Origin of the sequence: Alteromonas sp. W12 (assembly GCF_001924945.1) — a bacterium.
Lineage (GTDB): Bacteria > Pseudomonadota > Gammaproteobacteria > Enterobacterales > Alteromonadaceae > Alteromonas > Alteromonas macleodii.
On sequence record NZ_LQXH01000001.1, the window covers coordinates 480,697 to 506,216 of the forward strand.

The following is a 25,520-nucleotide window of genomic DNA, read 5'->3' on the forward strand; positions in this document are numbered from 1 at the left end:
GTTTAGTTAGTAGCTACGTTGGCTGCAATAGCAATTTGATAAACAATCTGAGTAATGTCTTTAACCGCTTGCAATAGCTTGGTATCGATAGCAGGCAATACGATGATTTGATCACCTGGTTCTAACTTACTATCGTTGCTTGCTAGGAATGAGCTGTTGATGCTGGTAAAGGTAACATTACCATTCTTACGAACAATAAGGATTCGTTCGTCTTCAGCACGTTCAGTGAATCCGCCCGCCCAAGCAACATAATCTTCAGTCGTGGCTTCTGGGTTAAAGACTACTGACTGAGGAAGTAACACTTCACCACCTACGTGCACTAGGTCAGTTACCTCTGGGATGACAATGGTGTCATTCGGTTCTAGCAGAATATTTGCGATATCACCATTTTCAGAAACTACAACTCTGCCTTGAGGCTCAATTTGGCGAGCACGCGCAATAAAGTCAGCGACAAGCTGAGCTTCTTGGGCACGGATGGCTCCTTCACCCGTCGAGCTGATGGGAGCGGTATACATGCTCCGCTCAAGACGCTGAAGACCTTCTTCGATGATTTCTTTCTGCTTTACAGCAACGCTTTCTCTTAACAGATAGATGTTCTGGGTATCAGAAAGGGCTGTATCTGCTTCGATGTGATCTAGTACATCGATAAGGCGTGTGCCTTTATCAACCATAATCTGAGATGCGCCAGCAAATGCGCCAGCCACATTAATGCGATAGATTTGGGGCTCGTGGTCAGCAAGGTATTCAACCGTGTCGCCTGCACTTAGTTCAAGCGAAGCAAATTCATCCAAACTCAAGTAGCGAGCAAACTGTTTGTTATTTCGAATACCAGATACCGAAGCATGGGAGGAAAACTCACCTGGTCGCGCAAAGTAATTCACCACGCCGCCGTTCAATTCTTCGTTAAGAAACTCAAAGGTGAAGCTATTTCGAGCGCCTGTTTCAACGACAATAGTGTTGCCAATTGGGTGCACTAATATGGTATCGCCATCTTTAAACGACATCTGAGGCAACTTACCATTTCTGAAAAATGCATATAAATCGGCAGTAGCAACGACTTTGCCATTGCGCACTACGTCTATCTGCCTAAAACTTCCGCGCTGAAAATCAATACCACCGGCGCGTTTTAGGTAATACAGCACGCTATCTGAGGCGAGGCCTGCATATTGACCAGGTCGTAGCACCGGGCCAGAAACGAAAATTGACACGGGCGTTGACGTAAGAAGGTTTACGTAAACATTTACATCGTTTGTATAAACCTGTCTGATTTTTGCAGTAACGGTTTGATTTACACTGCCAGCAGGTGTATTTGCAACACGGATAGGACCAATGTTAGGAATAAAAATATTGCCTTGATTATCAACGGTTACTACGTCAGAAAAGTTAACCGCACCCCACAGCCATATTGAAATTTTATCGCCCGGTGCAACGAGATAGTTATCATTAAGACCTGTGCTGCGTTCTGACTCAAATCCACCAATAAATAAGTTGGCTGCAAAAGGTGGGTTTTCCATAGGTGCCTGCGCAGGAAAAACAGTATCAATAGTTGGCTCGCCTGGTAAGTTTACGCCATTACGAGGCTGGGTTGAAAACTGTCCCATGGTATTCGCAGAACTGCTAGCGCCTGGAAGCGTTCGCTGGGTTGAAATACTCAGTGGCGATACGGACTGATTAGCAATGCCGCTACTCTGGCTCTGCTGAGCTCTTTCTCTTAATTGCTGCAATTGTTCCACGCTTTGCGCGCTCGCAGTGCCCACATAAGCGAAAAGAAGTGACGTTGCACAAGCCGCTTGCGTCAGGCGCTTTAAAGTTTTTTTGATGCTGGTTGACTGCATTTATCTATTCACCTTGCACTGTTGCCGAAGCTACTAAGGGAGTAATAACTCGCCATTGACCGTTTCGCTGACATGTCGTCATTTTACGCTGAATATCAGAAGACGCTGTTTCACCGTCTTGTAAAGAAAATCGGATACATTTATTGCCTGTGGCGGATATATAGTGCTTCAAGGACTCGTATTGGTGGCCATTGAAGCGTATTGAAAATGATTCCTGCGTATCATGATAAATGTTGGCTTTTGGAATATTTATTGCAAGCTCTTTGTCCGGTGCAAGGGAATAAGCAAGAGAAGAATGCACCAAAGGAATGTCAGCCTTAGTGGCGGTAGGAGTGTTAGAACACCCAGCTACGCCTACCGTAACTACGATAGGTAAAATTAGACGAGATAATTGTTTGAACATTAGCTTTCATATCCATATAGCAATTTCGCGCTAGGATAACATAAGTTTTAAAAAAAGCATGTTCGCTATCGCAGTTGCTGAATTGTCTGAGTCTTCACCAAGACCGCAATATAGAAGACAAGTTCATATCAATAGTGTAACTCGATATGTTTTTGGCATTGCAAAGACTGGAAATAGACGAGTAAGTTAACAGGTTAAAGGAATAAAGAAGTTATTCAATCGTTACAACAGAAGCTGAGATAGTTCGAGAGAGGCGGCGAGAAGACGCACAACAGGTTCTCTTTTTAGCGGTGATTAAGGTTATTCTCGCAACAAATTAGTTTTTGACACGTTTTGATACGTTATTTATGCATGAAGGGTGGTTACTTAGACAAATGTTTTATATTATATCGAAGTTTTCTATCCGCATACTCATAACAAGATGCCCTCATCGCGCTGGAAGAAATGGAAGTTGTAAATAAATGGAAGCAACATTTAGTTTTTTATCAAAATTTGCATGTGTATTGACAGAAACTACTACAAATAGCTGTGTTTTTGTCGGTAACGCGAGGTTGTGTGTTTTATGCTAGCTTATTTGCAGTTTGTCCCGCTTTTTACTGCATTTTTCGTCGCCCTTATCCTTTTGGTGGTCATGACGCCTTTAGCGCATCAATTTGGCTTAGTTGACCAACCATCAGCGCGAAAACGTCACGCCGGAATTGTACCTCTTACAGGTGGGGTGGCTATTTTTATGGCCGTGCTTGTTGCCAGCGTTGCGACAGATGTGTGGATGAAAAACAATCCTCTGTTTTTCACCGCATCAGCATTTGTTGTCTTGCTTGGTATGTTGGATGACCGTTTTGACCTGAGTGCCAAAGGGCGCCTCATGTGCCAATTTGGTGTTGCAGCGATCATGGCATGGAGCGCGCAAAACTATATTACATCTCTGGGTAATATCTTCGGAACGGGAGACTTATTTCTCGACATGGGGGGGTATTTCTTTACGATAATTTGTGTGGTTGGTGTCATCAATGCGTTTAACATGATAGATGGTATTGATGGATTAGCCGGCGGTATGAGTCTTGTTATTCTATTAACAGTTGCAGGCTTTTTGATCTTTACTGGTAACGGAGCCTCCATCATGGAGCCGCTTATCATCGTTGCAGCTATTGTTCCGTTTCTAGCTTTTAATTTGAGTTGGAAAGGGTTTAAAGGCAATAAGATATTTATGGGTGATGCCGGCAGTATGTTCGTTGGGCTCACTATCGTATGGTTGCTTGTTGATCACACTCAAGGTGATGCTGCCGCATTTAGGCCCATTACTGCGGTGTGGTTAGTCGGCCTTCCATTAATGGACATGGCCGCGATCATGTATCGCCGTGCACGGAAGGGGCAATCAATGCTCAAACCTGACCGTCAGCACCTTCACAATATCTTTATGCGTGCAGGGCTTAGCAGTAGAAAGTCACTTGTTGCTATCCTTTTGCTCGGAGCATGTTATTGCTTAATCGGTATATTAGGAGAAGTCTATCAGGTAGCTGAAGCCGTAATGTTTTGGGGCTTTATTGGGCTACTCGTCGTGTACAGTCTTGTTATCCAACATATTTGGAGTGTACTGCGCTTTGTGAAGCGATTAACCGCATAGTTTGAGTAAAACGTAGCGGGCTTAGTAAAATCTCTGTAACATGCCAACAAATAAAAGCGCACACGTAAGGCGCTTTTATTTTCTTTGTTACTTTTTTACGTTGGTAAAATTTCTTGATAAATCAATTCTCTATTCTTCAAAATAACAATAAAAAACAGCATGTCGAATCGATAATTGCTATGGCGGTTTATCAGGCTGACAATGCGAAGTGGCTTCGCGAAGCCATTGAAAGTATGACTGAGCAGTCTTACACAGATTTTCTATTCGTTATTGTCGCCGACGGACCTGTACCTCAAAAAATAAGTCGCGTACTAGAAGATGTAGCAAGCAAAGACGATAGAGTAATTATAGCGTCGAATAGTCACAATGTGGGGCTAGCAAGTAGCATGAACTCAGTTGCTGAGTTCGGTATGCAGTTTAACCCATCGTTTTTCATAAGAATGGATGCGGATGATATTTCTGAAGAAAACCGCCTTCTACGTCAAATCACCTATCTTAAAAAGCACAGCAATATTTCGGTGCTAGGTTCAGCACTAACGGAAATTAACGAAAGTGGTGTAAAGGTTGGTGCGCGAGTAATGCCCGCTTCACACAGGCAGATCGTTCGTATCTTGCCGAGACGATGCTCGCTAAACCATCCAACAGTAGTTATTCGTTACAATGTATTTAATGATGGGCATCGTTACGACAGTGACTTGTTAAACACACAAGACTATTTTTTCTGGATAACCTTAGCGTCTAAGGGTTATATCTTTAGGAACTTAAAAGATCGACTTTTGAAGTTCAGACGGGTTAATAACTTTTATAAACGTCGAGGCTTAAGTAAGTCGCTCAACGAGTTCAGAGCACGTTTATATGCCATACGTAAATTAAAGCAACTTTCACCCTATAACTTTTTTTACGCTTGTGGTGTTTTAGCATTGAGGTTAATGCCTGGAAAAGTGGTTAAACTTGCCTATAAACTTGATAGACATTTACTGGAAAGGTTTGGTAAACATTGAGCGTCGGCGTTGTTGTTATACTATTTAATCCTGATGTTGATCACGTGCGTAGTCTCATCGATGCGTTTTGTGCCCCTGACTGGAACGTCATCTTAGTTGATAATTCTCCAAGTCCTCAGCAGGCTCTTTTAACAACTGATGTTACTTATCTTCATTACCCCTCAAATATTGGTATCGCCCACGCTCAGAATGTTGGCTTGAAAACGCTCTTCAATAAGGGATGCAACTACGCCTTTTTGCTTGACCAAGATAGCTTGTTCTCTCCCGATATTGCCGTTGAGTTAGTGAGGCAATTCCAAGAGCTTGAGCAACATTCCCCAATTGCAGCCATAGGCCCTTCTATCTATTGCCAATTTTCAGAGTGTGTCGATCAGGGTGTTCTGCAAAAAGGAAAGCAGGTTTCCGAAAAGTTAAAAACAGTAAAGCAAATCATTGCCTCAGGCATGTTAATCTCCAAACGTGCTTTTGAACGCGTGGGTGAAAAAGAAAATGATCTCTTTATCGATGGCGTTGATCACGAATGGTGCTGGCGTGCTCGAGCCAAGGGCATGGTTATCTATCAGTCGCTCAGTGCATGTATGCCTCATCGACAAGGCGATGATAGAGTGAAAGTTTGCGGTGTGACATTCAAGCAGGGCGCACCGATAAGGCTCTACTATCAGTTTCGTAACGTACTCATTTTAGCGCGCCGCCATTACGTACCTCTTTATTGGAAACTTCGTCATGTTTGTGCAATACCTCTGAGGTATCTTGTAAACAGATATTGCTTTGAGCAAGGCAAAACGCGAGGCGCTTTCATGTGGGCAGGACTCAAAGACGGATTAAAACGCAAAACCGGCCCCATAGAGCATGCAATAATTCCAAAAAGTAGTGTGAAAAAAAGCGACACTTGATGTGTAGGAAAGGAAGGACAAACCATAAACGCTTTCACTATTATGGTGCATTAGATATTATTTATCCCTAATTTTGTGCTTTTATCGGTGGTTTTGAGCTGTTTTGCCCATTTTCAATACACAGACGCTCTAAAAAGGTAATTGGAACATCGATTGCATTAGTCTTGCGAACAACAGTGAATATATCTCAGCTTAAGGAATAACAAACGGCTGAAAGTCGACTTAGGCGTGTATTTAGGATTTTAAAAAAGGATATTAACTATGAGTCAGGTTAAAAAAGCGGTAATCCCTGTAGCGGGCCTTGGGACGAGAATGCTCCCAGCAACGAAAGCTATACCAAAAGAGATGTTGCCAGTGGTTGATAAGCCATTGATCCAATACGTGGTAAGCGAATGTGTTGCTGCAGGACTAAAAGAAATTATCCTAGTAACGCACGCGAGTAAAAACAGTATTGAAAACCACTTTGATACCTCTTTTGAGCTAGAAGCCACGCTAGAAAAGCGTGTAAAACGCCAACTTTTAGAAGAAGTTCAGTCAATCTGTCCAAAAGATGTAACTATCATGCATATTCGTCAAGGCGTTGCGAATGGACTTGGTCACGCAGTACTTTGTGCTCGACCTCTAATTGGCGATGCGCCATTTGCGGTAGTGTTACCTGACGTTATTATTGATGATGCAGCAAGTAATCCTAAAAAGGATAACCTTGCAGACATGGTTGCCAAATTTAACACCAGCCGAGTAAGTCAGGTCATGGTTGAGCAGGTACCAGACGAAGATATCTCTAAATTTGGTATCGCAGACCTAGACGGCGCGGAAATTGCGCCAGGAGAGTCAGCGAAGATTCACAAAATGGTTGAGAAGCCGCCTCGCGACGAAGCACCTTCTGACCTTGCCGTTGTAGGCCGATACGTTCTGTCAGAAAAAATCTGGGATCTGTTAGAGTTCACGCCTCCAGGCGCAGGTGGTGAAGTTCAGCTTACTGATGCTATTGATGCATTGATGAAACTTGAACAAGTTGATGCCTACTACATGAAAGGTAAGAGTCACGATTGCGGTAGTAAGTTGGGTTACATGAAAGCTAACGTTGAATATGCGTTACGTCACCCATCGTTAGGCGACGAATTTAAAGAATACTTAGCTTCTGTTGTTAAATAGTCTTACTAGGGCTGGGCTTGTTGATCTTTAGTGTAGATGAAAGAACAGCAGGCCTAAGGCAATTAAATAGCTTTAAACGATTAAAAATGCGCCCTTGCGGCGCATTTTTTGTGTGTGGAGCCAGCGTACCGCCTATTCGCTTTAGTCCTTCTATCTTACCTGTACATAGCCTTCAATTTTATTAAGCATCTTTTCACCGATACCTTTCACTTGAGTTAATTGTGCGACCTCAAGAAATGGGCCTACTTCTTCACGATATTTAATAATAGCTTTCGCTTTAGATTGTCCAACGCCGGGTAGAGTAATTAATTGCTCTACGGTCGCCGAGTTTAAATCGATACGTTGTTGTTGGCTTGTACCTTCATTAGCTTGCGCATTTCCACTATCCGCTGGTTGAGCGTGAACCGCTGGCGTTTGAATGGCTAGTGCAGATAGTACGAGTAAACCTGAGATTAATTTTTTCATCATCTTTCCTTGTATGTTGCTAAGCGCGCCATAAAGCGTTATCGGCGCAATATTTAAGTAAATGGGTTTAAGTCATGTACCAAAGCGCGCTGACTTTTGTAACCTAAATGCAGCCGGAGCAGACCTCTTTAAAAACTTCCTGTCCGCTGTTGTAACCAAGTTACAAAGCTCAGCACACTTCAACGTGTACAAAGGAAATAATAAAGGTGAACGAGAAAAGCGGTAGTCCAGTTTTAGTACAGTTTAAAGCAGGGGAGTGATTAATAGAGGCATAAAAAAACGGGCTATTAAGCCCGTTTTGAAATAATTGAAAGGTGTAAGCTCAAACGCTTATAGGCGGTCAAGAAGCGCCTGAGTGAACTCGGTTGTACCTGCTTCACCACCAAGGTCACGTGTTGTGCGATCGCCAGACTCGATAACGTCTTTTAGTGCTGCGCGAATTTTCTCTGCTTTATCGCCCATGTTTAGGTACTCAAGCATTTGCGCTGCTGCCAAGATTACTGACGTCGGGTTAGCTAAGTTCTTACCAGCAATGTCTGGTGCAGAACCGTGAACGGCTTCGAAGATTGCACAATCTTCACCGATGTTTGCACCTGGTGCCATACCAAGACCACCAACAAGACCAGCACATAGGTCAGATAGAATGTCACCGAAAAGGTTAGTCGTAACGATAACGTCAAACTGATGAGGGTTCATCACAAGCTGCATACAGCAGTTATCAACGATCATTTCAGCTGACTCGATGTCAGGATAACGCTCACCAACTTCACGGGCTACTTTAAGGAAAAGACCTGATGTTGACTTAAGGATGTTAGCTTTGTGAACAGCTGTTACTTTCTTACGACCTTCACGGCGCGCTAACTCATAAGCAAAAACAACGATTTTTTCAGCGCCGTCACGAGTGATCTTACTCATTGCTTCAGCTTCGTTACCGTCTTCTGATACTACTTGGCCAAGACCAGAGTACATACCTTGCGTGTTTTCACGAACGGTAATGATATCGATGTCTTCGTAACGTGCTTTTGTGCCTTTGAATGACATCACAGGACGAAGGTTTGCGTACAGTTTGAACTGCTTGCGAAGACTAACGTTGATTGAAGTAAAACCTTCACCAACGGGGGTCGTTAAAGGACCTTTAAGCGCAACTTTGTTTTTTGCGATTAGGTCTAAAGTTTCTTGAGGTAGAAGCTCGCCATGTTCTTCCAGTGCGACTAGGCCAGCATCGGCATAGTCATAGGCAAAGTCACAGCCAACCTTATCTAAAATTTTTGTGGTTGCATCGATAATGTCCGGGCCAATGCCGTCACCGCGAATGACTGTAATACGTTGCTGAGTCATGTGGAGGGATCCTCTGGTAATTCTGTTGTCAAAATCGTTAGGTTTATTCAATTTGTAGCTTGGCGTTTATGAGCCAATTTCTGCCTGCTTACTTATTATAATGGAAAATGTAGGGAAAAAGGGTTAAGCACTGCAAAAGTTGCCGTATTTTATACGATACCTGGCGCAAGTTATAGCCATTCGTAAAGATTAATTAAATAGCCGAGTACGATGTTTAGGAGTAAATGACGTTACTGCGCGAGCGGACAGAACAATAGTGACCCATTAGCGTCTAGTGCGTTTACCACATCATCTCGTCGAATACCTAGGATATTTAAAAGTGTTTTGATATTGATATCCTGAAGTAATGAATAAATATCCTGATCAAATAAGCATGCTTTGGCGGTTGCGAAGCTCAACACCAGAATTGCTTGTTCCTTTTGAAGTGATTTAGGAACGTCCGTACTTACTTTACTGCATTGGTGTATAACGGCACGCCACGTCGAGCTTTGATGCCAACTTCCAGCAAGTTCAGAAGCGATTGCTAGCCAAGGCGTGTCAGATTTGACCTTGAATGCGCTATTAATGGACACAGCTTTGGTGAGGTCGACGGGTAATGCTCGTGACACTTTAAACCCTGGTAGCGTGAACAAGGGAGTACAAACAAAGGTCATCGTCAGTGCGGCAGATTGCGGCGAAAATTTCGAATCGGCGAGTTGTGCGAAATAGCTTGCAAATGAACAAGCCAATAAAGTTAATTGCTTGCACATGCCCATCAGTGGAAATTGGTTTTGCGTTAGCCGTTCTAACAGCGCAAATTGAATAAGCATGTCACCCACACGTTCAATGCCGTAGGTCAAAACCGCCTGTTTAATGCTTTTAACCGGAAGCTGAAGCCGGTTGTCCTGACTTGCAGTGTGCATCAAAAAGTGATTAAACGTGGGCACGCTTTCAATTTTTTCGCAAAGTTGTTCAATATCTACATCGCGCTTTTGCAGCTCATCGATAATAGTTATAAGAGCTTTAGGTGGTTGCTGAATTGCGAATGTAGAAGGTAAAAATGGTGTGCCGCCATGATTTGCTCTCGCAGTGGCGGTATCAGTGTAAAGAGCAACAAAGTGCTCAAACGGCATTGATAGTGAAATGGGAGAGCGTATTGACGATAGAGGAAGCCACTTTCCATCTTCATCGCCTTGGCTAAGCATAAATACGTAGCCGTGATTTTGCTGAATGTCGACTAGCGCGCCCGGTACGCCGTTTGCGTAAACCTTTGCGCCAGGTAGCACACCATTAAATAGGTTGATAAGTGGTGCAATAGGGTGACGATGATGTGCTGGAAGGCGTAAAACAATCTGAGTGAAAACCTCACGATAATCTGCTTTTTTTGTTTTAGTAGCGAAAACATTTGCTAGGAGACAAAGCCTTTGAACCATATTAAGCCGAATGTCTGCAACGTAGTTAATTGGCTTGTCTGACCGAAACGCTTTTTGAAGTTTAATGATATCCAGCCAAATCGAGAGATTGTGTTTACGCAAAAAGCGAATGATATTGGCCGTTTGGTCGCTTGGTGTTCCTTTACTTGAAAGCCAGAGGGATGCGAGTAAAGACGCAAGCACATGTTGTAAATAGTGGTCGTTTAATCGGCAAAGCTTGCCAAACACCGCCAATAATAAAAGATGTTGAGTATCTTTGGGAAGGTCATTATCGATGTGTAACGTTGCTGCAGCAAGCGCTGGATTGGCGTTTACTAAGGTCAGGATCCGTTTAGCGATTTTCAACCAATGGTTTATACGCTGCTCGACAGAAAGTTCAGTGTTACCTAACTGAACCAGGCGTTTAAGCGTGGAAATGATGTCGCTCACTCCCCATCCTTCTAACTTTTTTGGTAACTGGAGTAAGCCCCTTCACCCCATGCAATAAGTTTGTCGTTTTCAAAAAGCAACGGTGTACATTCATCTTGCGTGGTTAAGCCGTCAGCGCGCACATGTTGTGTCCTAAAAAACATAACTTGAATAGCTGTGGAACCCTGCCGCTTGGCTTCTGTAATGTCAGGTGAGCCTAGTAACGCCAAAACTTCTTCTCTTGTACTGCCTAACTTTAACTTGGTTATTTGGACACGGTTATACTCTTCACGGTCTTTCCAATCCATATTCTCAGGCTTATCGGGATAGAACGCGATAACCATAAAAACAAACACCGCATAAAGGGCGATGCCAGCTAAAATTAGACGAATAACCTTGGTATTCATGACCGTTACTTCTCGTTTTTCTTTACTTGAATGCTACTGCAAGCCAAAGCCCGACATTGTTCGGGAGCCGAGCATAGGCTAAATGTGCACTACATTCATTCGTTAAACAATACTCTCTAATAGTGTACCGCAAAACGACTACTAAACATAAGTAGTAAACGTAAGCAAATGCGTCTTGCCACGGTCTCGTGTTATTCGCTGTTTCTCTTATCGTTCTTTACAACGTAACATGGTTCGTACGCGCTACCAGGCAGCTTCATTCTATGCTGTTTTACAAACGACTCGAGTAGTGTATCAACCTTCTCCATCAGTGTACTATCACCGGTGAGCTCAAACGGACCATGTTTTTTGATCTGAGCAATGCCTTCTGCTTTTACGTTACCCGCAACAATGCCTGAAAACGCTTTGCGCAAATTGGCCGCTAGATCACTTTTACTTTGATCTAAGTGCAGTTGAAGGTCGGCCATACTCTCATGCGTTGGAATAAAGGGCTGTTGAAAGTCTTGTTCAATTTTTAATGACCAATTAAAGCTGAATGCGTCACCCATCGCACCTCTGAACTTCTTCACTTTTTCAAGGTGTTTATTCATGGTGCGTGCTACTTCTTCTGGGTCATCCACAATGATTTGATATTTTGACTGTGCTTCTGGACCCAGTGTTGCACCAACAAAGGCGTCTATGGCTTCAAAGTATTCTTCGCTACCAGCTGGCCCTGTTAGAATGAAAGGAAAAGGTTGCTGCGCATTGCGTTCATTCATCAAAATGCCAAGCAGATAAAGTAATTCTTCGGCAGTGCCTACACCGCCTGGAAACACGATAATGCCATGTCCGAGTCTAACAAACGCTTCTAAACGCTTTTCAATATCAGGCATGATAATGAGCTCATTGACAATGGCGTTGGGCGGCTCGGCGGCAATAATACTCGGCTCAGAGATGCCAATGTAACGGCCTGTCTTGTGGCGTTGCTTTGCATGGCCGATGGTGGCGCCCTTCATTGGACCCTTCATCGCTCCAGGCCCACATCCTGTGCAAATATTCATGTCGCGCAAGCCGAGCTGATAGCCCACTTCTTTCGTGTATTTGTACTCAAATTGATTAATGGAATGGCCGCCCCAGCAGACAATTGTGTTTACGCCATCGTTCCCTTCAAGCGCTTTAGCGTGGCGTAGCATGTCAAACACCATGTCTGTGATATCGTTACCTTCAGCCGGTGCGGTTTGGTGAAGAAATGCGTACTTGTTGCCCATATAAAGCAGGTCGCGAAGGACCGCAAATAGATGTTCGTGCACACCACGAACGAGTTTTTCGTCAACGAAAGCCACCTCAGGAGGGTTCACGAGTTCTATTTTTACGCCCCGTTCACGACGAATGAGTTTTATTTCAAAATTTTCATAAGGAGCAAAAAGTGCTTCGAAATTGTCTTCGTCAACGCCGCTGTTCAATACTGCAAGGCAACAGTTTCTGAACATAGCAAAGAGCTCGCTGTTGGTGGCGTCTTGAAGACGAGAAACTTCTACTTGTGATAGCTGGCTCATCCAGCCAACAGGGTTAAGCTGCACTTTCTTCATATTTTTACTTCCTATAAGTCAGTGCTTAAATCAGTGACTACGAGGTTGCGGCCGTTTCGTTTTGCTTTATAGAGGTACTCATCGGCGCGTTCAAACACAGTTTCGGTAGTATCATTGTCATTGAAACAGGTTGCGCCAAAAGATGCGGTGATTTTTACTTTTTCTTGCTTGAATTTAAACGGCATTGCAGCAAGTTTAGTTCTAACTTCATTAAGCTTTTTATCTATATCTGCCATCTGCGCCTGAGGCAGTAGCATTACAAACTCTTCTCCTCCCCACCTGGCAATAAAATCATTTTCGGACAAGCTTTGTTTTAAGAATTTACTCACTACCTGAAGGGTTTTATCGCCTGCTGCGTGCCCGAATCTATCGTTGATTGACTTAAAATGATCAATATCCACAACGGCGACCGCAAGCAAGTCACCATTTTCTTTAAATTTAATGAAAGCCGCTTCCAGTCTCTCATTATACGCCTGCCTGTTTGGAAGCCGAGTGAGCGGGTCGGTGCGGCTTTGCATTGCTTGTTCGGCCAGCTTCTTTTTATAGACGCTGGTTTGCTGCTGAAGTGTATCTATTCGCGATTGCATAGAGGAGAGCAGTGCCATTAGCGCTTCTTGACCTTGCTGATCGTTGCTTTGTTGCTCGCTTAACGTAGTCACAAGCTTTTCTACGCGAAACTGTGTCTGCTCTTTAAGTGCTTCTAGAGAACTGCTTTCCGATACGGCTTCTTCGATGTGAATAATGTCACGTTTAAGTTGCTCATTACCAGCTCGGCGCTGCTCGAACTGGGCTTGGCTGCCTTGGATCGTATTGCTGACGTCACTACTCACTTCACCTAATGAACGGTGCAGACTCTGAATCACTTTTCCTGTTAAGCTCGCCTCTGACATAGCGTCTTGAACGATCATGCGCAAAATTACAACGCAGCTTTTAAGCAGCTGGTCTTCATCCATGCCTTCATCAAGACGTTGCTTTATATCATTGAGTTGCTGATCGTTAGGTTTTTTTTGTGCATAAGAAGCAATAAGGTGATTAAGCTCAACCAAAATAGAACGGTAGTGAGGGTTATCATCTTTAATCGAACGAGCCGATGTGCTTTCATTGTTAGTGGACTTAGTTTCTGTGGTTTCAGATGGCTCAAGTCCAACCATTTCCTTGTTGAGCGCAATGCGGTGAAGCGCAATGGCTTTTGAATAGAGTTTGTAAATACTGAAGATATCACCTACAGGTTGATTAAGCTTAATCAATTCCTGCGTGGTTAACCCTTTTAATTCAGTATCTTCAAATACAATTTTCTGTAGTTGTTTCATTGCATCTTCTAGCGATGAAACAGTATCAACACTGTATTTTCTAAGCGTTATTTCTTGATGCTGAAGTGATTTGTTGAGTTTCTCTATGCTCACAGCGGCAAGACTAAAATTAGGTGTGCCAGAAAGGTGGCCTCGTAACACCTTAAGTTCAGTATCGATCTTATCCGAGAAGCCCTCATAAAATGCTGAGAGTTTCACAATAAACTGACAAAGAAGCGCGTTATTTTGTTTTAGGGTTTGTAGTTGTTTTGCTTCCATAATCTCGTCTTTGTTCTAATTCGCTATTACTGCCGCGGCTTAGGTAGCGTTGGTAGGTACTTCACCGTTATATTACTGACGTGCTTGACGATGATTAGCATAAGGCGCTTCGTAATTTGAACGGAAAGGGTTGATATCTAAACCCCCTCGTCGTGTGTAACGCGCACAAACGGTTAACTTATCTGGCTGACAATGCTGCATAATGTCGTTGTAAATGCGCTCAACGCATTGCTCATGAAACTCGTTGTGTTGCCTAAAGCTAATTAGATATTTCAAAAGCCCTTCGTGTTCAATAGCTTTTCCTTCATACCTTATTTGAATACTAGCCCAATCTGGCTGACTTGTGATTAAACAATTAGATTTAAGTAAATGAGAAACAAGGGTCTCTTGAATTCCTGTTTCATTTTTCGCAACAGTCAAATATTGAGTATTAGGGGAATATTGATCGATTTCTACATCCAGACTATCTAACAAGGTTCCGTTAAATTCTTGGAATTGTAGCGAAGAAAACTGCTCTGGAAGAATTAGCTTTACCTCGACAGGCTCTCCTGCGCACGCTGACAAATCCGCTTGAAGCACTTGTCGTACGTCCTCTGCTGAAGCGAATTTTGTTTGGTTGAAGCTATTCAAATATAGCTTAAATGACTTTGATTCGATTAGGTTCTTTGAGGTAATAGGAACGTGGCATTCTAAAATTGCCACATTAGGTTTACCCTTTAAATTTAGCCAAGAAAGTTCGTATCCTGTCCAAGTGTCGATACCATCAAAAGGTAAACCTGAGCCAGCCAAGTTTAACGTATCACGACTTAAACTGCGCGGCACGCCTTGCAACAAGCCAGGATTGTATTCAAATTCATAGTCAACCTGTTTACCCAAAGAGAGGTCATCAGGTACAGAGATAGTAATTTTTTGAGGTGAGTTGTCCGTCGACATAAGAACCTTTTATGTATCTACGCGGGATTTAAATTGTTGAACTGCACAGCGGCACACAGTCTTACGGCGCAGTAGAATTAACCCTAGTATTGACTTAACTGTTTAGTTGTATAGTGTACCCCAAAAATACGCAGGTAACGTCATAATGGCTCTAACAATTTCAGCACAATTAGATAAATTTGTATCATCTTATGTCGAACAGGCCGAGGCCGAGGGACTCAAGATAGCATTTGATAGCGAGTGGCCCTCGCCGTGCTATGAGACGTCGGCGCAAGACGGTGAACTTGTAAGATGGTCTCCTACGCTTCAATCGCCTGTGCAGTCTTTCAGTAATGTTGAAGAGGCATTATCGCTAAAGCTAAATCCTGACTACTGCGAGTATTTTACTCGTTACTACAGCGATAATTTAAAGGCTAACGCCCCGCAAGGTCGCTGTGAATTGCTTCAAGTTTTCAATACCGAAGATTTTGAAAGATTACAGCAAAACTTGATTGGGCATTTGTTGATGAAGCAAAGACTTAGGCAAGCGCCAACATTGTTTTTTGGTTTAACTGACGAAGAAGATTTTATTTTAACCGTTGTCAACGAAAGTGGCGAAGTGGCACTCGAGCAGGTTGGCAGAGAGCCTGCCAAAATTCTTGCGCCATCTCTTGCGGTGTTTATTGAGCAGCTTACACCTGCTATATAACGTTAATGCGTTGACTGACGTCAATCAGACCTAAAATTACCGGCCTGCAAGACTAAAAGCTATTGGGCGTTAATAATTTGATGTAGCGTCCGCTTTAACTCCGCCACTTCTTTTTCTAATGACTCTACCCGTGCATGCAAATTGCCTAGTTCATCAGTTGTGGCGACAGGATTATGTTGTGCTACGTTTTCGTCCTTAGATACCTCTAACTTAGGTTTGTGTGCGTTAAATCGCTTAATCGCTTCAATAGCTTCGGTTACCGATACCTTAAAGGGAGCTTTTGCACGTAAAATGCCTACGGACGGTGTTTTTCCTTCTTTATGCATTTGAAGGCACAAAACGTGAAGTTGCTGCAGGTTAGCGTTACTCATAATACGAAAATGGTTGAAAGTCATGAATATTAGCAGTGTAGCCTGTCTACGTAGTCAATTTCACTAATAAGTTACTGATTTCACTATTTTTCAAAGTCTTCGTAGAATGGTGTTATTAAGATTATTATAAAAATCAATGATTTAATTTTTGGCCTTAATCTTGTTTACCAATCATAACTTACATTATCACGCATAAACGCAGTGGTTCTTACGTTAGCGTATCTATGTCTATTCAGTGTCGGTTCACAAAGTAGGCGTAGTATCGAATAAAAACAACACACATAATTAAGGAATTCACATGAAAACGGTTCTTCTTTCAGTAGCTTTGGCATCTTCAGTTTTGCTTTCAGGTTGTGTCGTATCAGTAGGTGGCGGTTCAGATAGTCACTATGGTGCTGATTGGGAAGACAGAGAGTTTAACAATCGTAAACACATCGCGAATCTTGAAACAGGGACAACTTACGAAAGTGTATTGAGAAAAATGGGCGTTGCGGATTTCAACGAACTGTTCGAAAAGCAAGACGGCACATATCGCGTACTTTACTACCGAACTCAAAAAACGATGGGCGATGGTATCACCACAAAAGACGAGTGTACGCCGTTGGTTTTCAGAAATGGAAACTTAGTTGGCTGGGGTGACAGTGCTTATAGCTTAATGCACTAATAATCGTCAGTTGGTAATTGATTACGAAAGTAGGCATTACTTACTATCTTTAAATGTTAATAAAAAGTTAACATGCAGGGGTTTTTCGCGTAGGCTAAAGTTTAATCAGTTTAAGTGGGTGGTTGGCGCAATGATAAAAGTTGTGCGGTAGTGTCCACTTCTCCCATTTTATTTAAATGGGTAAAAGCAGCTGTATAACTTTGCGTACAAGGAGCCCCTGATGAATACTGATGCTATTAATAATGCAATAGCCCCCTTGCAAGACACGGTCAAAGCCATCTATTTATCTGTAGATGATCTCAAAGTTGCCGCCTCTATTCTTTACAATGCGTATGTAGATGACCCATTGTTCATTGACATTTTCCAAGCAGAAAAAGAAGGTTATGAAAGCCGTCTACGGTCAGCTATCCGTGAAGAGCTCAATGCATTTTGGGTTGCAGAGCAGCCGATGATTGGCCTGTTCGATGATGAGCGGCTTATTGCCGTTGCATGCTTGACCGCGCCCGATGCAGCATTTGGTTCAGGACGTTACTGGCACTGGAGACTGCGGATGCTTTTAACGGCAGGTTTGTTCGGTACAAAGCAAATGCTAGAGAAAGAAGAAAAAGTGCGAGCATTAGTTCCCGCCGATAACTTCCACATGCTGAGTTTCATCGCAGTACATCCAGATTATCAACATCATGGGCTTGGGCATATTTTACTTGGCGCTATTGATAGCGTGGTAGAGGAAGATGAAAAAAGTGAGGGTGTTTCGGTGTTCGTGACCATAGAAAAACATCGCGCTTTCTTTAACGATGACAATTATCAGGTTGTAGGACAACTAGGCCTTTCTCATGTGAACGGTGAGGTAATGTTCAGGCTAAAATGATGCTTTTTTATTCGATGTGATACTCCTACCAAAACCTCACCTGTTGCAGTTCCAATCTTTACACCAAATTTACTACAGCGTTTGTAAGACATTTCCTACAAACGCTGTGAGTGATCTTACCTAAATGATGAAAGATTAATTTATACTAAAGTATAAAGCTATTGATTATATTGAAGTTTTTAAAAATTAGTCAAAAGTCGTACAAGAATCTTTCTTAAATCTCTGTAATTCAATATGGCGGTAATAATTGGAAGGGATACTATGAACATGTCACAAGGAAACACGACGAGTCACGGATTGAGTCAAGGATCATCAACGGAATAAGTTAGGACAACTTAAGGATGAGACTCCCACAAGGCAGTGGGGAAAGGGAAAGGAAAGCAGATAGGACACTGCATTAACAGGATGTTAGAAACGGATTTTAAAGGATATAAAGGGATTCAGGGACGTAAAATGTGAAAGGACTTCGCATACAGGATGTAGCAGGGAAAAATGGACGAGAGCTAGCAAGGAGCTAGAGGCAAGAAGCCAACGGCAGGATAGCCATTAAGGAATTTCTAGTTTGCATGGACGAGCAAACCAAGGACGAAAGAAGGACATGCTAAGGGATTGGCAAAGCTGTAGCAGGATGTACAGCAAATAATGGAATGAGGGAAGGGAACGTCAGCGGAGTCTGACAAGGACAGCCTCAGGAAGAGGAACACTGTATGAAGGATGTACAGTAAATTAGGATAAAAGGAAAGGGACCTACGCATGGATGTGTAGCTCGCACAGGAAGGCGCGAGAGTAGATGGAAAGGGGCGTATACGGATTTTAATCGGGAAGATTTTAGTCGCAAAGGATCGCGGAGAAGGATACTCAAAATTCCAGGAAAAAGGGGAGCCGCTAGGTTCCCCTTTTTTTTGCGTTGTTTATTACCAATCCGTATGCATTTGTTATGTAAAACCTGACCTGAATGGTGAATTAAGAACCGCTCACGCTCTTCGACATAGAAGCTTAAACCCTATGCGGCGGTACCTCTGTTCGCATAACCCTTACACCTATTAATTCAACTTCCCCAGTATATCGGTCCTCACCATTACTCGAGAACTCAAAGTTGAATACACTGTGCCAGTCAGGCTTTCCATATTTGAATGAAAATCGTGTTTTAGCTCTCGCCACACTCAGCAATTGTAAACCGTGTTTATCGCAGTATTGCTTAAGGTAAGTGTTTGTTTGCTCAGAAATGGCTCGAATGCGCCAAAACTGGTAGCCAGTAAACCCAATAACCATCCACACCACTAACTCAAGTAACGTCATTTACTTTCTCGCTTGTGCAAACAATTGTTGAAATGCATTACTGAGAATCTGAGGGTTGGCTTTGGAATGCAGAAGTGTTAGCACTTGTCTGCGTAACTTCGGGACTTGTACTAAATCTGAAAAGAACCCTGCGAATAAGGCGCCCTTATGACCCTCTTTTTCATCAACGTTTGCCGCCTGCTCTAAGAAGGCACTAAGCAGGAGTGGTTCCATTTGCTCGAAATGGCGTGCTGCAATAACGCTCAGAATATCAAGTCTCTGCGACTTTTCGCTTTTTAATAGTTCGAGTAGTTTGTTGTTAATGGTCGGGTTAAAGGTACCCTCTGACGTGCCTCTTAACGCCGCTAAATTGATGTCGTCACTTTTATCTATCTCAATTAAATACGCCGCTAATAGATTCTCAGGCAGAGAAACGCTTTCGCTCATTTCCATCAATGTGTTAAGAAAAACCTGTGAGTAGAGTGAAATGTTGGTTTCAATTGCTTCTGTTAATCCGTCTTGTTTGGGGTGATGGCTTAGGCTTTGTACAAAGTCGGCCACGCTTTGCATGGATATCTGCTGCCAGTCAACCAGTTGTGGGGCTTGAATGTAGGCCTCAACTTTCTGCGCCTCTTCACTTAAAGGTTGGTTTAGGGTGCGTTTAACTAGTGCGTTAAATTGAGCGAGCTGCGATTGATTGGGAACAAACGAATAAGGATTATCAGGCAGAGTTTGCGCGTTTTCAGTATCTTCAGCAACAGACTGACCTAGTGCATCAACAATAATCTCTAGAAAATGATTTCTTGCTGCGGCAACCACTAAGCCTTGCTCATCAAGCGGCAGTTTCACAAACCAAATATAGTGTTGCGTGGAGGCATTTTTATTCCAAAAGACGATGCCGAACCACGCATGCTGCTGACGAGGGTAGGGCGCGTAAGCACTGCCGTTTTCTATTTCTAGAAAGGTTTGACTATCGGTGGGTTCAAGGCGACGACCTAAATCAAAAACCTGATATTCAGTGCCTGCATGTAACAAAAACTCGCTGATAGAATTAATACCGTTAGCGCTCATAACTCGTTCCAAAATACTGCTTTAATCAAAATTTGCCAGGCTGTCACATCTATTCAAAGGGGCACGTCGATGAGATACCGCCGACAAAGACGGGTAATGGTATCACAGCAGAAGAAATTCAACGATAAGACACGTGGACTTATGTTGACCTTTAGCCCCTGATATACTGCGCACTTCGAAATAGAAGCGTTTTTGAGTTGCGGAGAGGATGTGATTAAAACGAATAGCACTCATCACATAGCATTAAGTAAAGCATTGATACAATTAGAAACAGACATGTATCAGGATGGTATTTGGCCAAATGAAGAGCCTGCGGAACAAGACCTAAAAAATGCCACGGAAAGCTCAGTTCCTTTTGCGGTCGACTGTTTAGCGTTTGAGAGTTGGTTGGCTTTTATTTTTATTCCCAAAATGCGCATTTTGTTGAAACAGGAAATGCCTTTACCACCCATGCAAATTACGCCTGCAGCAGAAATATATCTGTCATCGGCGCATCAGCGCACTCTGTCCCAGCTTCAAGTTATTGATAATATTGCCAATGGAGACATTGGGTGAGCAAACACAACGCACTATGCAGAACGATTTAAAAGGCCAATTAACTGTGCATTCAGATGAGCAAACAATAGGAAAGGTAGACGTTGGTGAGGAAGATAGCGTTAATGCTCTTCATTTACCTGTGCTGTACCAAGATGAACATATCATCGCGATTGAGAAGCCGCCTGGCCTACTAGTACACAGAAGCCCGATTGATAGACATGAAACGGTTTTCGCAGTACAGACACTTAGAGACCAAATAGGCCAGCACGTCTATCCTGCTCATCGTTTAGACCGACCCACTTCAGGTGTGCTGGTGTTTAGCTTTAGCTCAGAAATTGCAGCAAAGCTTGGACAGCAGATGATGGACAAGCAGGTAGTAAAAACGTATCACGCTATAGTTCGCGGTTTTGTGCATCACACAGGGTATATCGATTACGCCCTAAAATACCGCTACGACAAAATTGCAGACAAGCATAAGCGCCCGCAGCAGCCGCCACAACCTGCATCAACTATGTATCAGTCAGTGGCAAAATTCGAAGTGCCTGAGCCTGTGGGCAAATACCAAAGTGCACGATATTCGCTAGTTAAGCTTTCTCCTAGTACCGGTCGCAAACATCAGCTTCGTCGGCACATGGTTCATATTCGTCACCCCATTATCGGCGACACGACCCACGGGGACGGCAAACAAAACAAATTCGCCAAGCAGCACTTTAATTTTAACAATTTGGCCTTAAGTTGTACTCAAATGGGCTTTTCTCATCCTATCACTGGAAAGTGGGTAACGATTAATTCACAGATGCACAGTGAAATGCGACTATGGCTCGAAAAATTAGCGCCGTTTTGCGTTTAGGTTGATAAAATAGTAAGAATTTCCGCCTGTCGACAAAGGCGACGATCATTGGTTTAAGAGGTAAAAATGGCAACATTGAAAATTATTGCGGGTACAGTTTACGGCAATGCGCAACACGTAGCTGAGCAGGTGGAAGAGAACTTAGCTGAACAGGGCGTGGATTGCTCACTAGAAAGCGACCCGTCGGTTGCAGATTTTACTGATGCTGACGCACTTTTGATCATTACCTCTACAACAGGGCAGGGCGATGTACCACCAAACCTTGAGTTTGTGTTATCAGATCTGAAAGACGAATCGCCTATGCTAACCGGCAAGCCATTCGCGGTAGCAGCGCTAGGCGATAGCAGCTATGGCGATAGTTTCTGTGGTGCGGGTAAACAGTTTCAAGCGTTACTGACCGAGCTACAAGGTAACGCAGTTGCCGATATGTTAGAGGTTGACGCGATTGAAACCCTAGAGCCCGAAAAAGACGTAGTAGAGTGGGTTAACACCATTAAAGATAAGCTGTTGGCTTAAGTCTTAGAAGTGTCGTGATTACGAAAAGAAAGAGGCGCATAAGCGCCTCTTTTAATTTGTGAGTCTTTCAGCATGTGGCTCGGCTAATTGAAATTAACCCGAGCCGTTAGCGATAAGCCAGAAATACTGCTTATTCTACGCCGCGAAGTAGCGCGTTGATACCTACTTTCGCGCGGGTCTTCGCATCTACTTTCTTCACGATGATTGCGGCGTAAAGACTGTAATTACCGTCTGCGCTTGGCAGGTTACCCGCCACGACTACTGAACCTGCTGGTACACGGCCATAGTGAACTTCACCTGTTTCGCGGTCATAAATACGAGTGCTCTGACCGATGTAAACGCCCATTGAAATAACAGAACCTTCTTCAACAATCACACCTTCTACAATTTCAGAACGGGCACCGATAAAGCAGTTATCTTCAATAATGGTGGGGTTAGCCTGAAGTGGTTCTAATACGCCGCCAATACCCACGCCACCTGAAAGGTGAACATTCTTACCAATTTGCGCACACGAGCCTACTGTCGCCCATGTATCAACCATAGTACCTTCGTCAACGAACGCACCAATGTTTACGTAAGAAGGCATAACAACCGCGTTCTTGCCTACGAATGTACCCGTACGTACCGCTGCTGGTGGAACAATACGCGCGCCGTCAGCCGCAAACTGTTCAGCAGTATAGTTTGTATACTTAAGCGGTACTTTGTCATAAAACTTACTTTCGGCGCCTTCAATCACATCGTTGTTGTGAAGACGGAAGAAAAGTAGAACAGCTTTTTTAAGCCATTGATGTACTACCCATTCGCCAGCAATTTTTTCTGCAACGCGCGCTTTACCTGTGTTTAAAAGGTCAATAGCTTGTGCTACTGCATCTCTTACTTCATCAGGTGCAGATGAAGGGCTAATGCTATCGCGATTTTCGAAGGCGTCTTCAATGATGGCTTTCAATTCATTCATGGTATTGTGATATCTTCAAGTTGGTCGAGTTTGAACAGGATACGCTTTTTAAGGTTCACCTGTTGTTCTTGGGTTAATGCTTTGCCAGCCTCATTGCTGACGATAAAAATATCTTCGGCTCGCTCGCCAATGGTGGCAATTTTCGCAAGCTTAAGCGTCATATTAGTATCAACGAATGCGTGACCAATTTTAGCTAAAATGCCCGGAGCGTCTAGGGCTTCTAACTCAATAAGCGTGGCTTCATCGTTGATATTGAAAAAGCGTACCTTAGTAGGCACATCAAGTTGTTTCATTTGCCGAGGCAATTTACGCTTATTTTCGTGCGAACGCCCCGGCTTTTCAAGTTGGGCAGAAATAGCATTTTCAATGGAGGCAATGCGAGACTCTGAGCTTATACGACTGCCGTCATTTTCAAGAATAAGCATGCTATCGAACACATAGCCATCTCTGGTCACGGTAACGTGGGCGTCGTGAATTGAACAGTTGCGACTGTCCAGCACTGACGCGACTTGCGCAAACAATGCTTTTCTATCTTTGCCGTAAACAAACACCTCAGTGCCACCTTTCGCACTGTTATCATTTGCTTTTACTAACAGGCCATCGTGCTCTGGTGTAAGCCATTCATTCTGAGCTTTAATAATTTCATCAGTATGCCACGCGATTTGAGTAGGCTTAAAGCGAACAAAGTAATCGTCGTCCAGGCGGGCCCACAATGCATCAATAGCAACAGGCTCAATAGCGCGCTCTTGCAAAATTTGCCTTGCTTGGTGTTTGTGAGTAGTTACTCGCTCGTTCAATGTTACTTGACACTGTAGCCCATTATCCAATGCCTTTTGCGTCATTAAATATAATTCGCGAAGTAAAGATGCTTTCCAGTCGTTCCAAAGATTGTCATTGGTGGCACGAATATCGGCAAGGGTGAGCGTATAAAGCAAATTAAGGTGATTGTGGCTTCTTACCGCGCCAGCAAACTCGCTTATAACGTCTGGGTCATAAATATCACGGCGTTGGGCTACCACTGACATCAGTAGGTGGTTTTCTACAAGCCATGCAATCATTTCAGCATCGTCACTGGGAACATCGTGTTGCTGACAGAACTTTGCTACATCCTGGGCCCCTAGCGTGGAATGATCGCCATTTCTACCTTTGGCGATATCGTGGAAAATAGCAGCGATGTAAAGCACTTCTGGTTTATCGAGGTTTCTACAAATTCTGCCGCAGCGGGGGAAGTCTTTATTTGCCTTTGAGAAAAAGTAGTTAACGTGCTTCACTAATCGGTGAGTGTGTTCGTCCACCGTGTAGGCGTGAAACAAGTCGAACTGCATCATACCTACAATCGCATCCCATTCAGGAAGATAAGCTTGTAAAATGCCGTATTGATGCATGATGTCCCATGCAAAATCAAAGAACTCAGGCTGTTTCATTAAGCGCATGAATTTTTCGCGGCACAGCGGGCGCTCAACATAGTATTCTGCTTCAAAAGCGCGGTGAGCGTTGCGCAGCTGACGTATGCAAATCGTACTGAGGCCTTGTACTTCTGGCGTGTTGGCCACCAAATGCAGAAAGTCCAAGATTGCTTCGGGAGAGGAGAACACGGTTTCGTGTCGTGGCGATATCATATTATCGAGCAGCTCGAAATCTTCGTTTATGATCACGCTTTTCTGAACGCTTTGGTTCAGCATGTCGTACTTGAAGCGCTGAAGCAGCATTTGATTCAGTTCAGACACCCGCGCCACTGTGCGGAAAAAGTCCCGCATCATTTTTTCGACAGACGATTTACCTTCTTCACCATACCCCATCATTTTTGCAACGTCAGGTTGGTAATCAAACAGCAGCCGGTTTTCGCTTCTGCCTGCAACCAGATGTAGTGCACAACGCATTTTCCAAAGGTGCATGCGACAAGCAATTAATTCACTGTGCTCTTGTTCTGTAAAGTAGCCGTGGCCTACTAAATTCCAGCCGTCGTATTCTTTAAAATGCTTTTTGGCGACCCAGCCAATAGATTGAATATCACGCAAACACCCGGGGTTTTCTTTGATGTTAGGTTCAAGGTTATAAGCGGTACCGTTGAATTTGGCGTGGCGTTTTTTCTGCTCGTCGTACTTGGCTGAGAAAAACGCTTTGCTCGACCATGAGTTTCGACCGTTAACTTCATCCCACAATTTATCAAAGGTGGCTTCACTGCCGCAAAGTAATCGGCTTTCCACTAAATTGGTCGCAATCGTAATATCGTCTTTTGCTAGCTTGACCGTTTCTTTGATAGTGCGAACTGACTGGCCAACATCTAATTTGATATCCCATAAAAGGGTGATGAACATGCCAATTTTTTCTTGTACATCGGGCTTAAGCTTCTTTTTACTAACTATGAGTAAATCGATGTCTGAATGAGGTTGCAGATGACCACGGCCGTAACCACCAACGGCGCAAAGCGATAATTCGTCGACGGTATCTAAACCATAAAGTTGCCAAAGATGACAAAGCAACGCATCGACGAACTGTGCACGACCGGTAACGAGTTGATTAACCGGCGTAGCGTCGAAGGACTCCGTTATCCAGGCATAACTGGCTTCCACGCACGATTTAATGGCGGGGATTTCATCAACAGAGCTAATTGTGTCGATATTCTTTATCAGTGATTGCAGCGTCAAAATACACCTTTGAAATAGACTTCTTTTTAGACGCTAAGAACAATAGCATGAATTGCTAGTAGTT

General features: G+C 43.5%; 24 protein-coding genes. 10 read left to right on the top strand and 14 right to left on the bottom strand.

The window, feature by feature from the left end:
• Window positions 1-2 precede the first annotated feature (2 nt).
• A complete protein-coding gene (locus AWH61_RS01970) occupies window positions 3-1,835 on the bottom strand; it encodes a polysaccharide biosynthesis/export family protein (RefSeq protein WP_075176094.1) in 1,833 nt (610 codons plus the stop codon).
• Window positions 1,836-1,839: 4 nt separating this feature from the next.
• Window positions 1,840-2,238, bottom strand: coding sequence for a hypothetical protein (locus tag AWH61_RS01975; RefSeq protein WP_014948528.1), 399 nt, complete (start codon window positions 2,236-2,238; stop codon window positions 1,840-1,842).
• 562 nt (window positions 2,239-2,800) lie between these two features.
• Between AWH61_RS01975 and wecA the strand changes: the two genes are divergently transcribed.
• The 4 genes from wecA to galU all read left to right on the top strand — a co-directional run bounded on the left by wecA (window position 2,801) and on the right by galU (window position 6,911).
• Window positions 2,801-3,862 carry a UDP-N-acetylglucosamine--undecaprenyl-phosphate N-acetylglucosaminephosphotransferase gene (gene wecA / locus AWH61_RS01980; protein ID WP_075176095.1) on the top strand — a complete coding sequence of 354 codons (1,062 nt, stop codon included), beginning with the start codon at window positions 2,801-2,803 and terminating at the stop codon, window positions 3,860-3,862.
• A 113-nt stretch (window positions 3,863-3,975) separates the two neighbouring features.
• On the top strand, window positions 3,976-4,863 hold the full coding sequence (locus AWH61_RS01985) for a glycosyltransferase (RefSeq protein WP_039230560.1): 888 nt from the start codon (window positions 3,976-3,978) through the stop codon (window positions 4,861-4,863).
• Window positions 4,860-5,756, top strand: a complete 897-nt coding sequence (locus AWH61_RS01990; RefSeq protein WP_075176096.1) for a glycosyltransferase family 2 protein — start codon at window positions 4,860-4,862, stop codon at window positions 5,754-5,756. The genes AWH61_RS01985 and AWH61_RS01990 overlap by 4 nt, the downstream gene beginning before the upstream one ends.
• Before the next feature lie 261 nt (window positions 5,757-6,017).
• Window positions 6,018-6,911 carry a UTP--glucose-1-phosphate uridylyltransferase GalU gene (gene galU, locus AWH61_RS01995; RefSeq protein WP_075176097.1) on the top strand — a complete coding sequence of 298 codons (894 nt, stop codon included), beginning with the start codon at window positions 6,018-6,020 and terminating at the stop codon, window positions 6,909-6,911.
• Window positions 6,912-7,061: 150 nt separating this feature from the next.
• Here galU and AWH61_RS02000 read toward each other — a convergent pair whose 3' ends face one another.
• The 7 genes from AWH61_RS02000 to queF form a co-directional block, all read right to left on the bottom strand.
• Window positions 7,062-7,376 (bottom strand): ComEA family DNA-binding protein, encoded by a 315-nt coding sequence (locus AWH61_RS02000; RefSeq protein ID WP_061484972.1) that lies wholly within the window; start codon window positions 7,374-7,376, stop codon window positions 7,062-7,064.
• Window positions 7,377-7,706: 330 nt separating this feature from the next.
• Complete coding sequence (locus AWH61_RS02005) at window positions 7,707-8,714, bottom strand: isocitrate dehydrogenase (protein ID WP_014948534.1); 1,008 nt, start codon at window positions 8,712-8,714, stop codon at window positions 7,707-7,709.
• A gap of 230 nt (window positions 8,715-8,944) precedes the next feature.
• Window positions 8,945-10,555: a histidine kinase gene (locus AWH61_RS02010; RefSeq protein WP_075176098.1), complete on the bottom strand. Its 1,611-nt coding sequence runs from the start codon at window positions 10,553-10,555 to the stop codon at window positions 8,945-8,947.
• 11 nt (window positions 10,556-10,566) lie between these two features.
• Window positions 10,567-10,941, bottom strand: a complete 375-nt coding sequence (locus AWH61_RS02015; RefSeq protein ID WP_075176099.1) for a DUF3192 domain-containing protein — start codon at window positions 10,939-10,941, stop codon at window positions 10,567-10,569.
• Between the two features lie 191 nt (window positions 10,942-11,132).
• Entirely contained in the window at window positions 11,133-12,509 is a 1,377-nt protein-coding gene (ppnN, locus tag AWH61_RS02020) for a nucleotide 5'-monophosphate nucleosidase PpnN (protein WP_075176100.1), read from the bottom strand.
• An 11-nt stretch (window positions 12,510-12,520) separates the two neighbouring features.
• Window positions 12,521-14,077, bottom strand: coding sequence for a diguanylate cyclase (locus tag AWH61_RS02025; protein WP_075176101.1), 1,557 nt, complete (start codon window positions 14,075-14,077; stop codon window positions 12,521-12,523).
• Window positions 14,078-14,149: 72 nt separating this feature from the next.
• The gene (gene queF, locus AWH61_RS02030; RefSeq protein ID WP_075176102.1) at window positions 14,150-15,010 is read right to left on the bottom strand and encodes an NADPH-dependent 7-cyano-7-deazaguanine reductase QueF; all 861 of its coding nucleotides are present in this window, start codon (window positions 15,008-15,010) and stop codon (window positions 14,150-14,152) included.
• A gap of 145 nt (window positions 15,011-15,155) precedes the next feature.
• Here queF and syd point away from each other — a divergent pair, with 145 nt between their 5' ends.
• Entirely contained in the window at window positions 15,156-15,698 is a 543-nt protein-coding gene (gene syd / locus AWH61_RS02035) for a SecY-interacting protein (RefSeq protein ID WP_075176103.1), read from the top strand.
• A gap of 59 nt (window positions 15,699-15,757) precedes the next feature.
• On the opposite strand, the gene AWH61_RS02040 is transcribed toward syd, so the two are convergent.
• Entirely contained in the window at window positions 15,758-16,024 is a 267-nt protein-coding gene (locus AWH61_RS02040) for a hypothetical protein (protein ID WP_230633697.1), read from the bottom strand.
• A gap of 343 nt (window positions 16,025-16,367) precedes the next feature.
• Between AWH61_RS02040 and AWH61_RS02045 the strand changes: the two genes are divergently transcribed.
• The gene (locus AWH61_RS02045) at window positions 16,368-16,733 is read left to right on the top strand and encodes a DUF3192 domain-containing protein (RefSeq protein ID WP_014948542.1); all 366 of its coding nucleotides are present in this window, start codon (window positions 16,368-16,370) and stop codon (window positions 16,731-16,733) included.
• A 220-nt stretch (window positions 16,734-16,953) separates the two neighbouring features.
• Entirely contained in the window at window positions 16,954-17,601 is a 648-nt protein-coding gene (locus AWH61_RS02050; RefSeq protein ID WP_075176104.1) for a GNAT family N-acetyltransferase, read from the top strand.
• A gap of 996 nt (window positions 17,602-18,597) precedes the next feature.
• Here AWH61_RS02050 and AWH61_RS02055 read toward each other — a convergent pair.
• Both AWH61_RS02055 and AWH61_RS02060 read right to left on the bottom strand, forming a co-directional pair.
• Window positions 18,598-18,900, bottom strand: a complete 303-nt coding sequence (locus AWH61_RS02055) for a DUF3301 domain-containing protein (protein WP_049585979.1) — start codon at window positions 18,898-18,900, stop codon at window positions 18,598-18,600.
• Window positions 18,901-19,950: a DUF3549 family protein gene (locus tag AWH61_RS02060; RefSeq protein WP_075176105.1), complete on the bottom strand. Its 1,050-nt coding sequence runs from the start codon at window positions 19,948-19,950 to the stop codon at window positions 18,901-18,903.
• Between the two features lie 210 nt (window positions 19,951-20,160).
• On the opposite strand from AWH61_RS02060, the gene AWH61_RS02065 reads away from it, so the two are divergent.
• The 3 genes from AWH61_RS02065 to AWH61_RS02075 all read left to right on the top strand — a co-directional run bounded on the left by AWH61_RS02065 (window position 20,161) and on the right by AWH61_RS02075 (window position 21,853).
• Window positions 20,161-20,505 (top strand): YqcC family protein, encoded by a 345-nt coding sequence (locus AWH61_RS02065; RefSeq protein ID WP_249922587.1) that lies wholly within the window; start codon window positions 20,161-20,163, stop codon window positions 20,503-20,505.
• Window positions 20,498-21,337, top strand: a complete 840-nt coding sequence (gene truC / locus AWH61_RS02070) for a tRNA pseudouridine(65) synthase TruC (RefSeq protein WP_075176106.1) — start codon at window positions 20,498-20,500, stop codon at window positions 21,335-21,337. The genes AWH61_RS02065 and truC overlap by 8 nt, the downstream gene beginning before the upstream one ends.
• Window positions 21,338-21,403: 66 nt before the next feature.
• Complete coding sequence (locus AWH61_RS02075; protein ID WP_075176107.1) at window positions 21,404-21,853, top strand: flavodoxin domain-containing protein; 450 nt, start codon at window positions 21,404-21,406, stop codon at window positions 21,851-21,853.
• Between the two features lie 130 nt (window positions 21,854-21,983).
• Here AWH61_RS02075 and dapD read toward each other — a convergent pair whose 3' ends face one another.
• On the bottom strand, window positions 21,984-22,808 hold the full coding sequence (gene dapD, locus AWH61_RS02080; RefSeq protein ID WP_075176108.1) for a 2,3,4,5-tetrahydropyridine-2,6-dicarboxylate N-succinyltransferase: 825 nt from the start codon (window positions 22,806-22,808) through the stop codon (window positions 21,984-21,986).
• Entirely contained in the window at window positions 22,805-25,456 is a 2,652-nt protein-coding gene (gene glnD / locus AWH61_RS02085) for a [protein-PII] uridylyltransferase (RefSeq protein ID WP_039224764.1), read from the bottom strand. Before glnD ends, dapD begins: the two co-directional genes overlap by 4 nt.
• Window positions 25,457-25,520 lie beyond the last annotated feature (64 nt).

Coding starts and splice junctions, on each gene's coding strand:
- AWH61_RS01970 (WP_075176094.1), bottom strand. CDS start 1,835: ATGCAGTCAACCAGCATCAAAAAAACTTTAAAGCGCCTGACGCAAGCG.
- AWH61_RS01975 (WP_014948528.1), bottom strand. CDS start 2,238: ATGTTCAAACAATTATCTCGTCTAATTTTACCTATCGTAGTTACGGTA.
- wecA (WP_075176095.1), top strand. CDS start 2,801: ATGCTAGCTTATTTGCAGTTTGTCCCGCTTTTTACTGCATTTTTCGTC.
- galU (WP_075176097.1), top strand. CDS start 6,018: ATGAGTCAGGTTAAAAAAGCGGTAATCCCTGTAGCGGGCCTTGGGACG.
- AWH61_RS02000 (WP_061484972.1), bottom strand. CDS start 7,376: ATGAAAAAATTAATCTCAGGTTTACTCGTACTATCTGCACTAGCCATT.
- AWH61_RS02005 (WP_014948534.1), bottom strand. CDS start 8,714: ATGACTCAGCAACGTATTACAGTCATTCGCGGTGACGGCATTGGCCCG.
- AWH61_RS02015 (WP_075176099.1), bottom strand. CDS start 10,941: ATGAATACCAAGGTTATTCGTCTAATTTTAGCTGGCATCGCCCTTTAT.
- ppnN (WP_075176100.1), bottom strand. CDS start 12,509: ATGAAGAAAGTGCAGCTTAACCCTGTTGGCTGGATGAGCCAGCTATCA.
- AWH61_RS02025 (WP_075176101.1), bottom strand. CDS start 14,077: ATGGAAGCAAAACAACTACAAACCCTAAAACAAAATAACGCGCTTCTT.
- queF (WP_075176102.1), bottom strand. CDS start 15,010: ATGTCGACGGACAACTCACCTCAAAAAATTACTATCTCTGTACCTGAT.
- syd (WP_075176103.1), top strand. CDS start 15,156: ATGGCTCTAACAATTTCAGCACAATTAGATAAATTTGTATCATCTTAT.
- AWH61_RS02040 (WP_230633697.1), bottom strand. CDS start 16,024: ATGCATAAAGAAGGAAAAACACCGTCCGTAGGCATTTTACGTGCAAAA.
- AWH61_RS02045 (WP_014948542.1), top strand. CDS start 16,368: ATGAAAACGGTTCTTCTTTCAGTAGCTTTGGCATCTTCAGTTTTGCTT.
- AWH61_RS02050 (WP_075176104.1), top strand. CDS start 16,954: ATGAATACTGATGCTATTAATAATGCAATAGCCCCCTTGCAAGACACG.
- AWH61_RS02055 (WP_049585979.1), bottom strand. CDS start 18,900: ATGACGTTACTTGAGTTAGTGGTGTGGATGGTTATTGGGTTTACTGGC.
- AWH61_RS02060 (WP_075176105.1), bottom strand. CDS start 19,950: ATGAGCGCTAACGGTATTAATTCTATCAGCGAGTTTTTGTTACATGCA.
- AWH61_RS02075 (WP_075176107.1), top strand. CDS start 21,404: ATGGCAACATTGAAAATTATTGCGGGTACAGTTTACGGCAATGCGCAA.
- dapD (WP_075176108.1), bottom strand. CDS start 22,808: ATGAATGAATTGAAAGCCATCATTGAAGACGCCTTCGAAAATCGCGAT.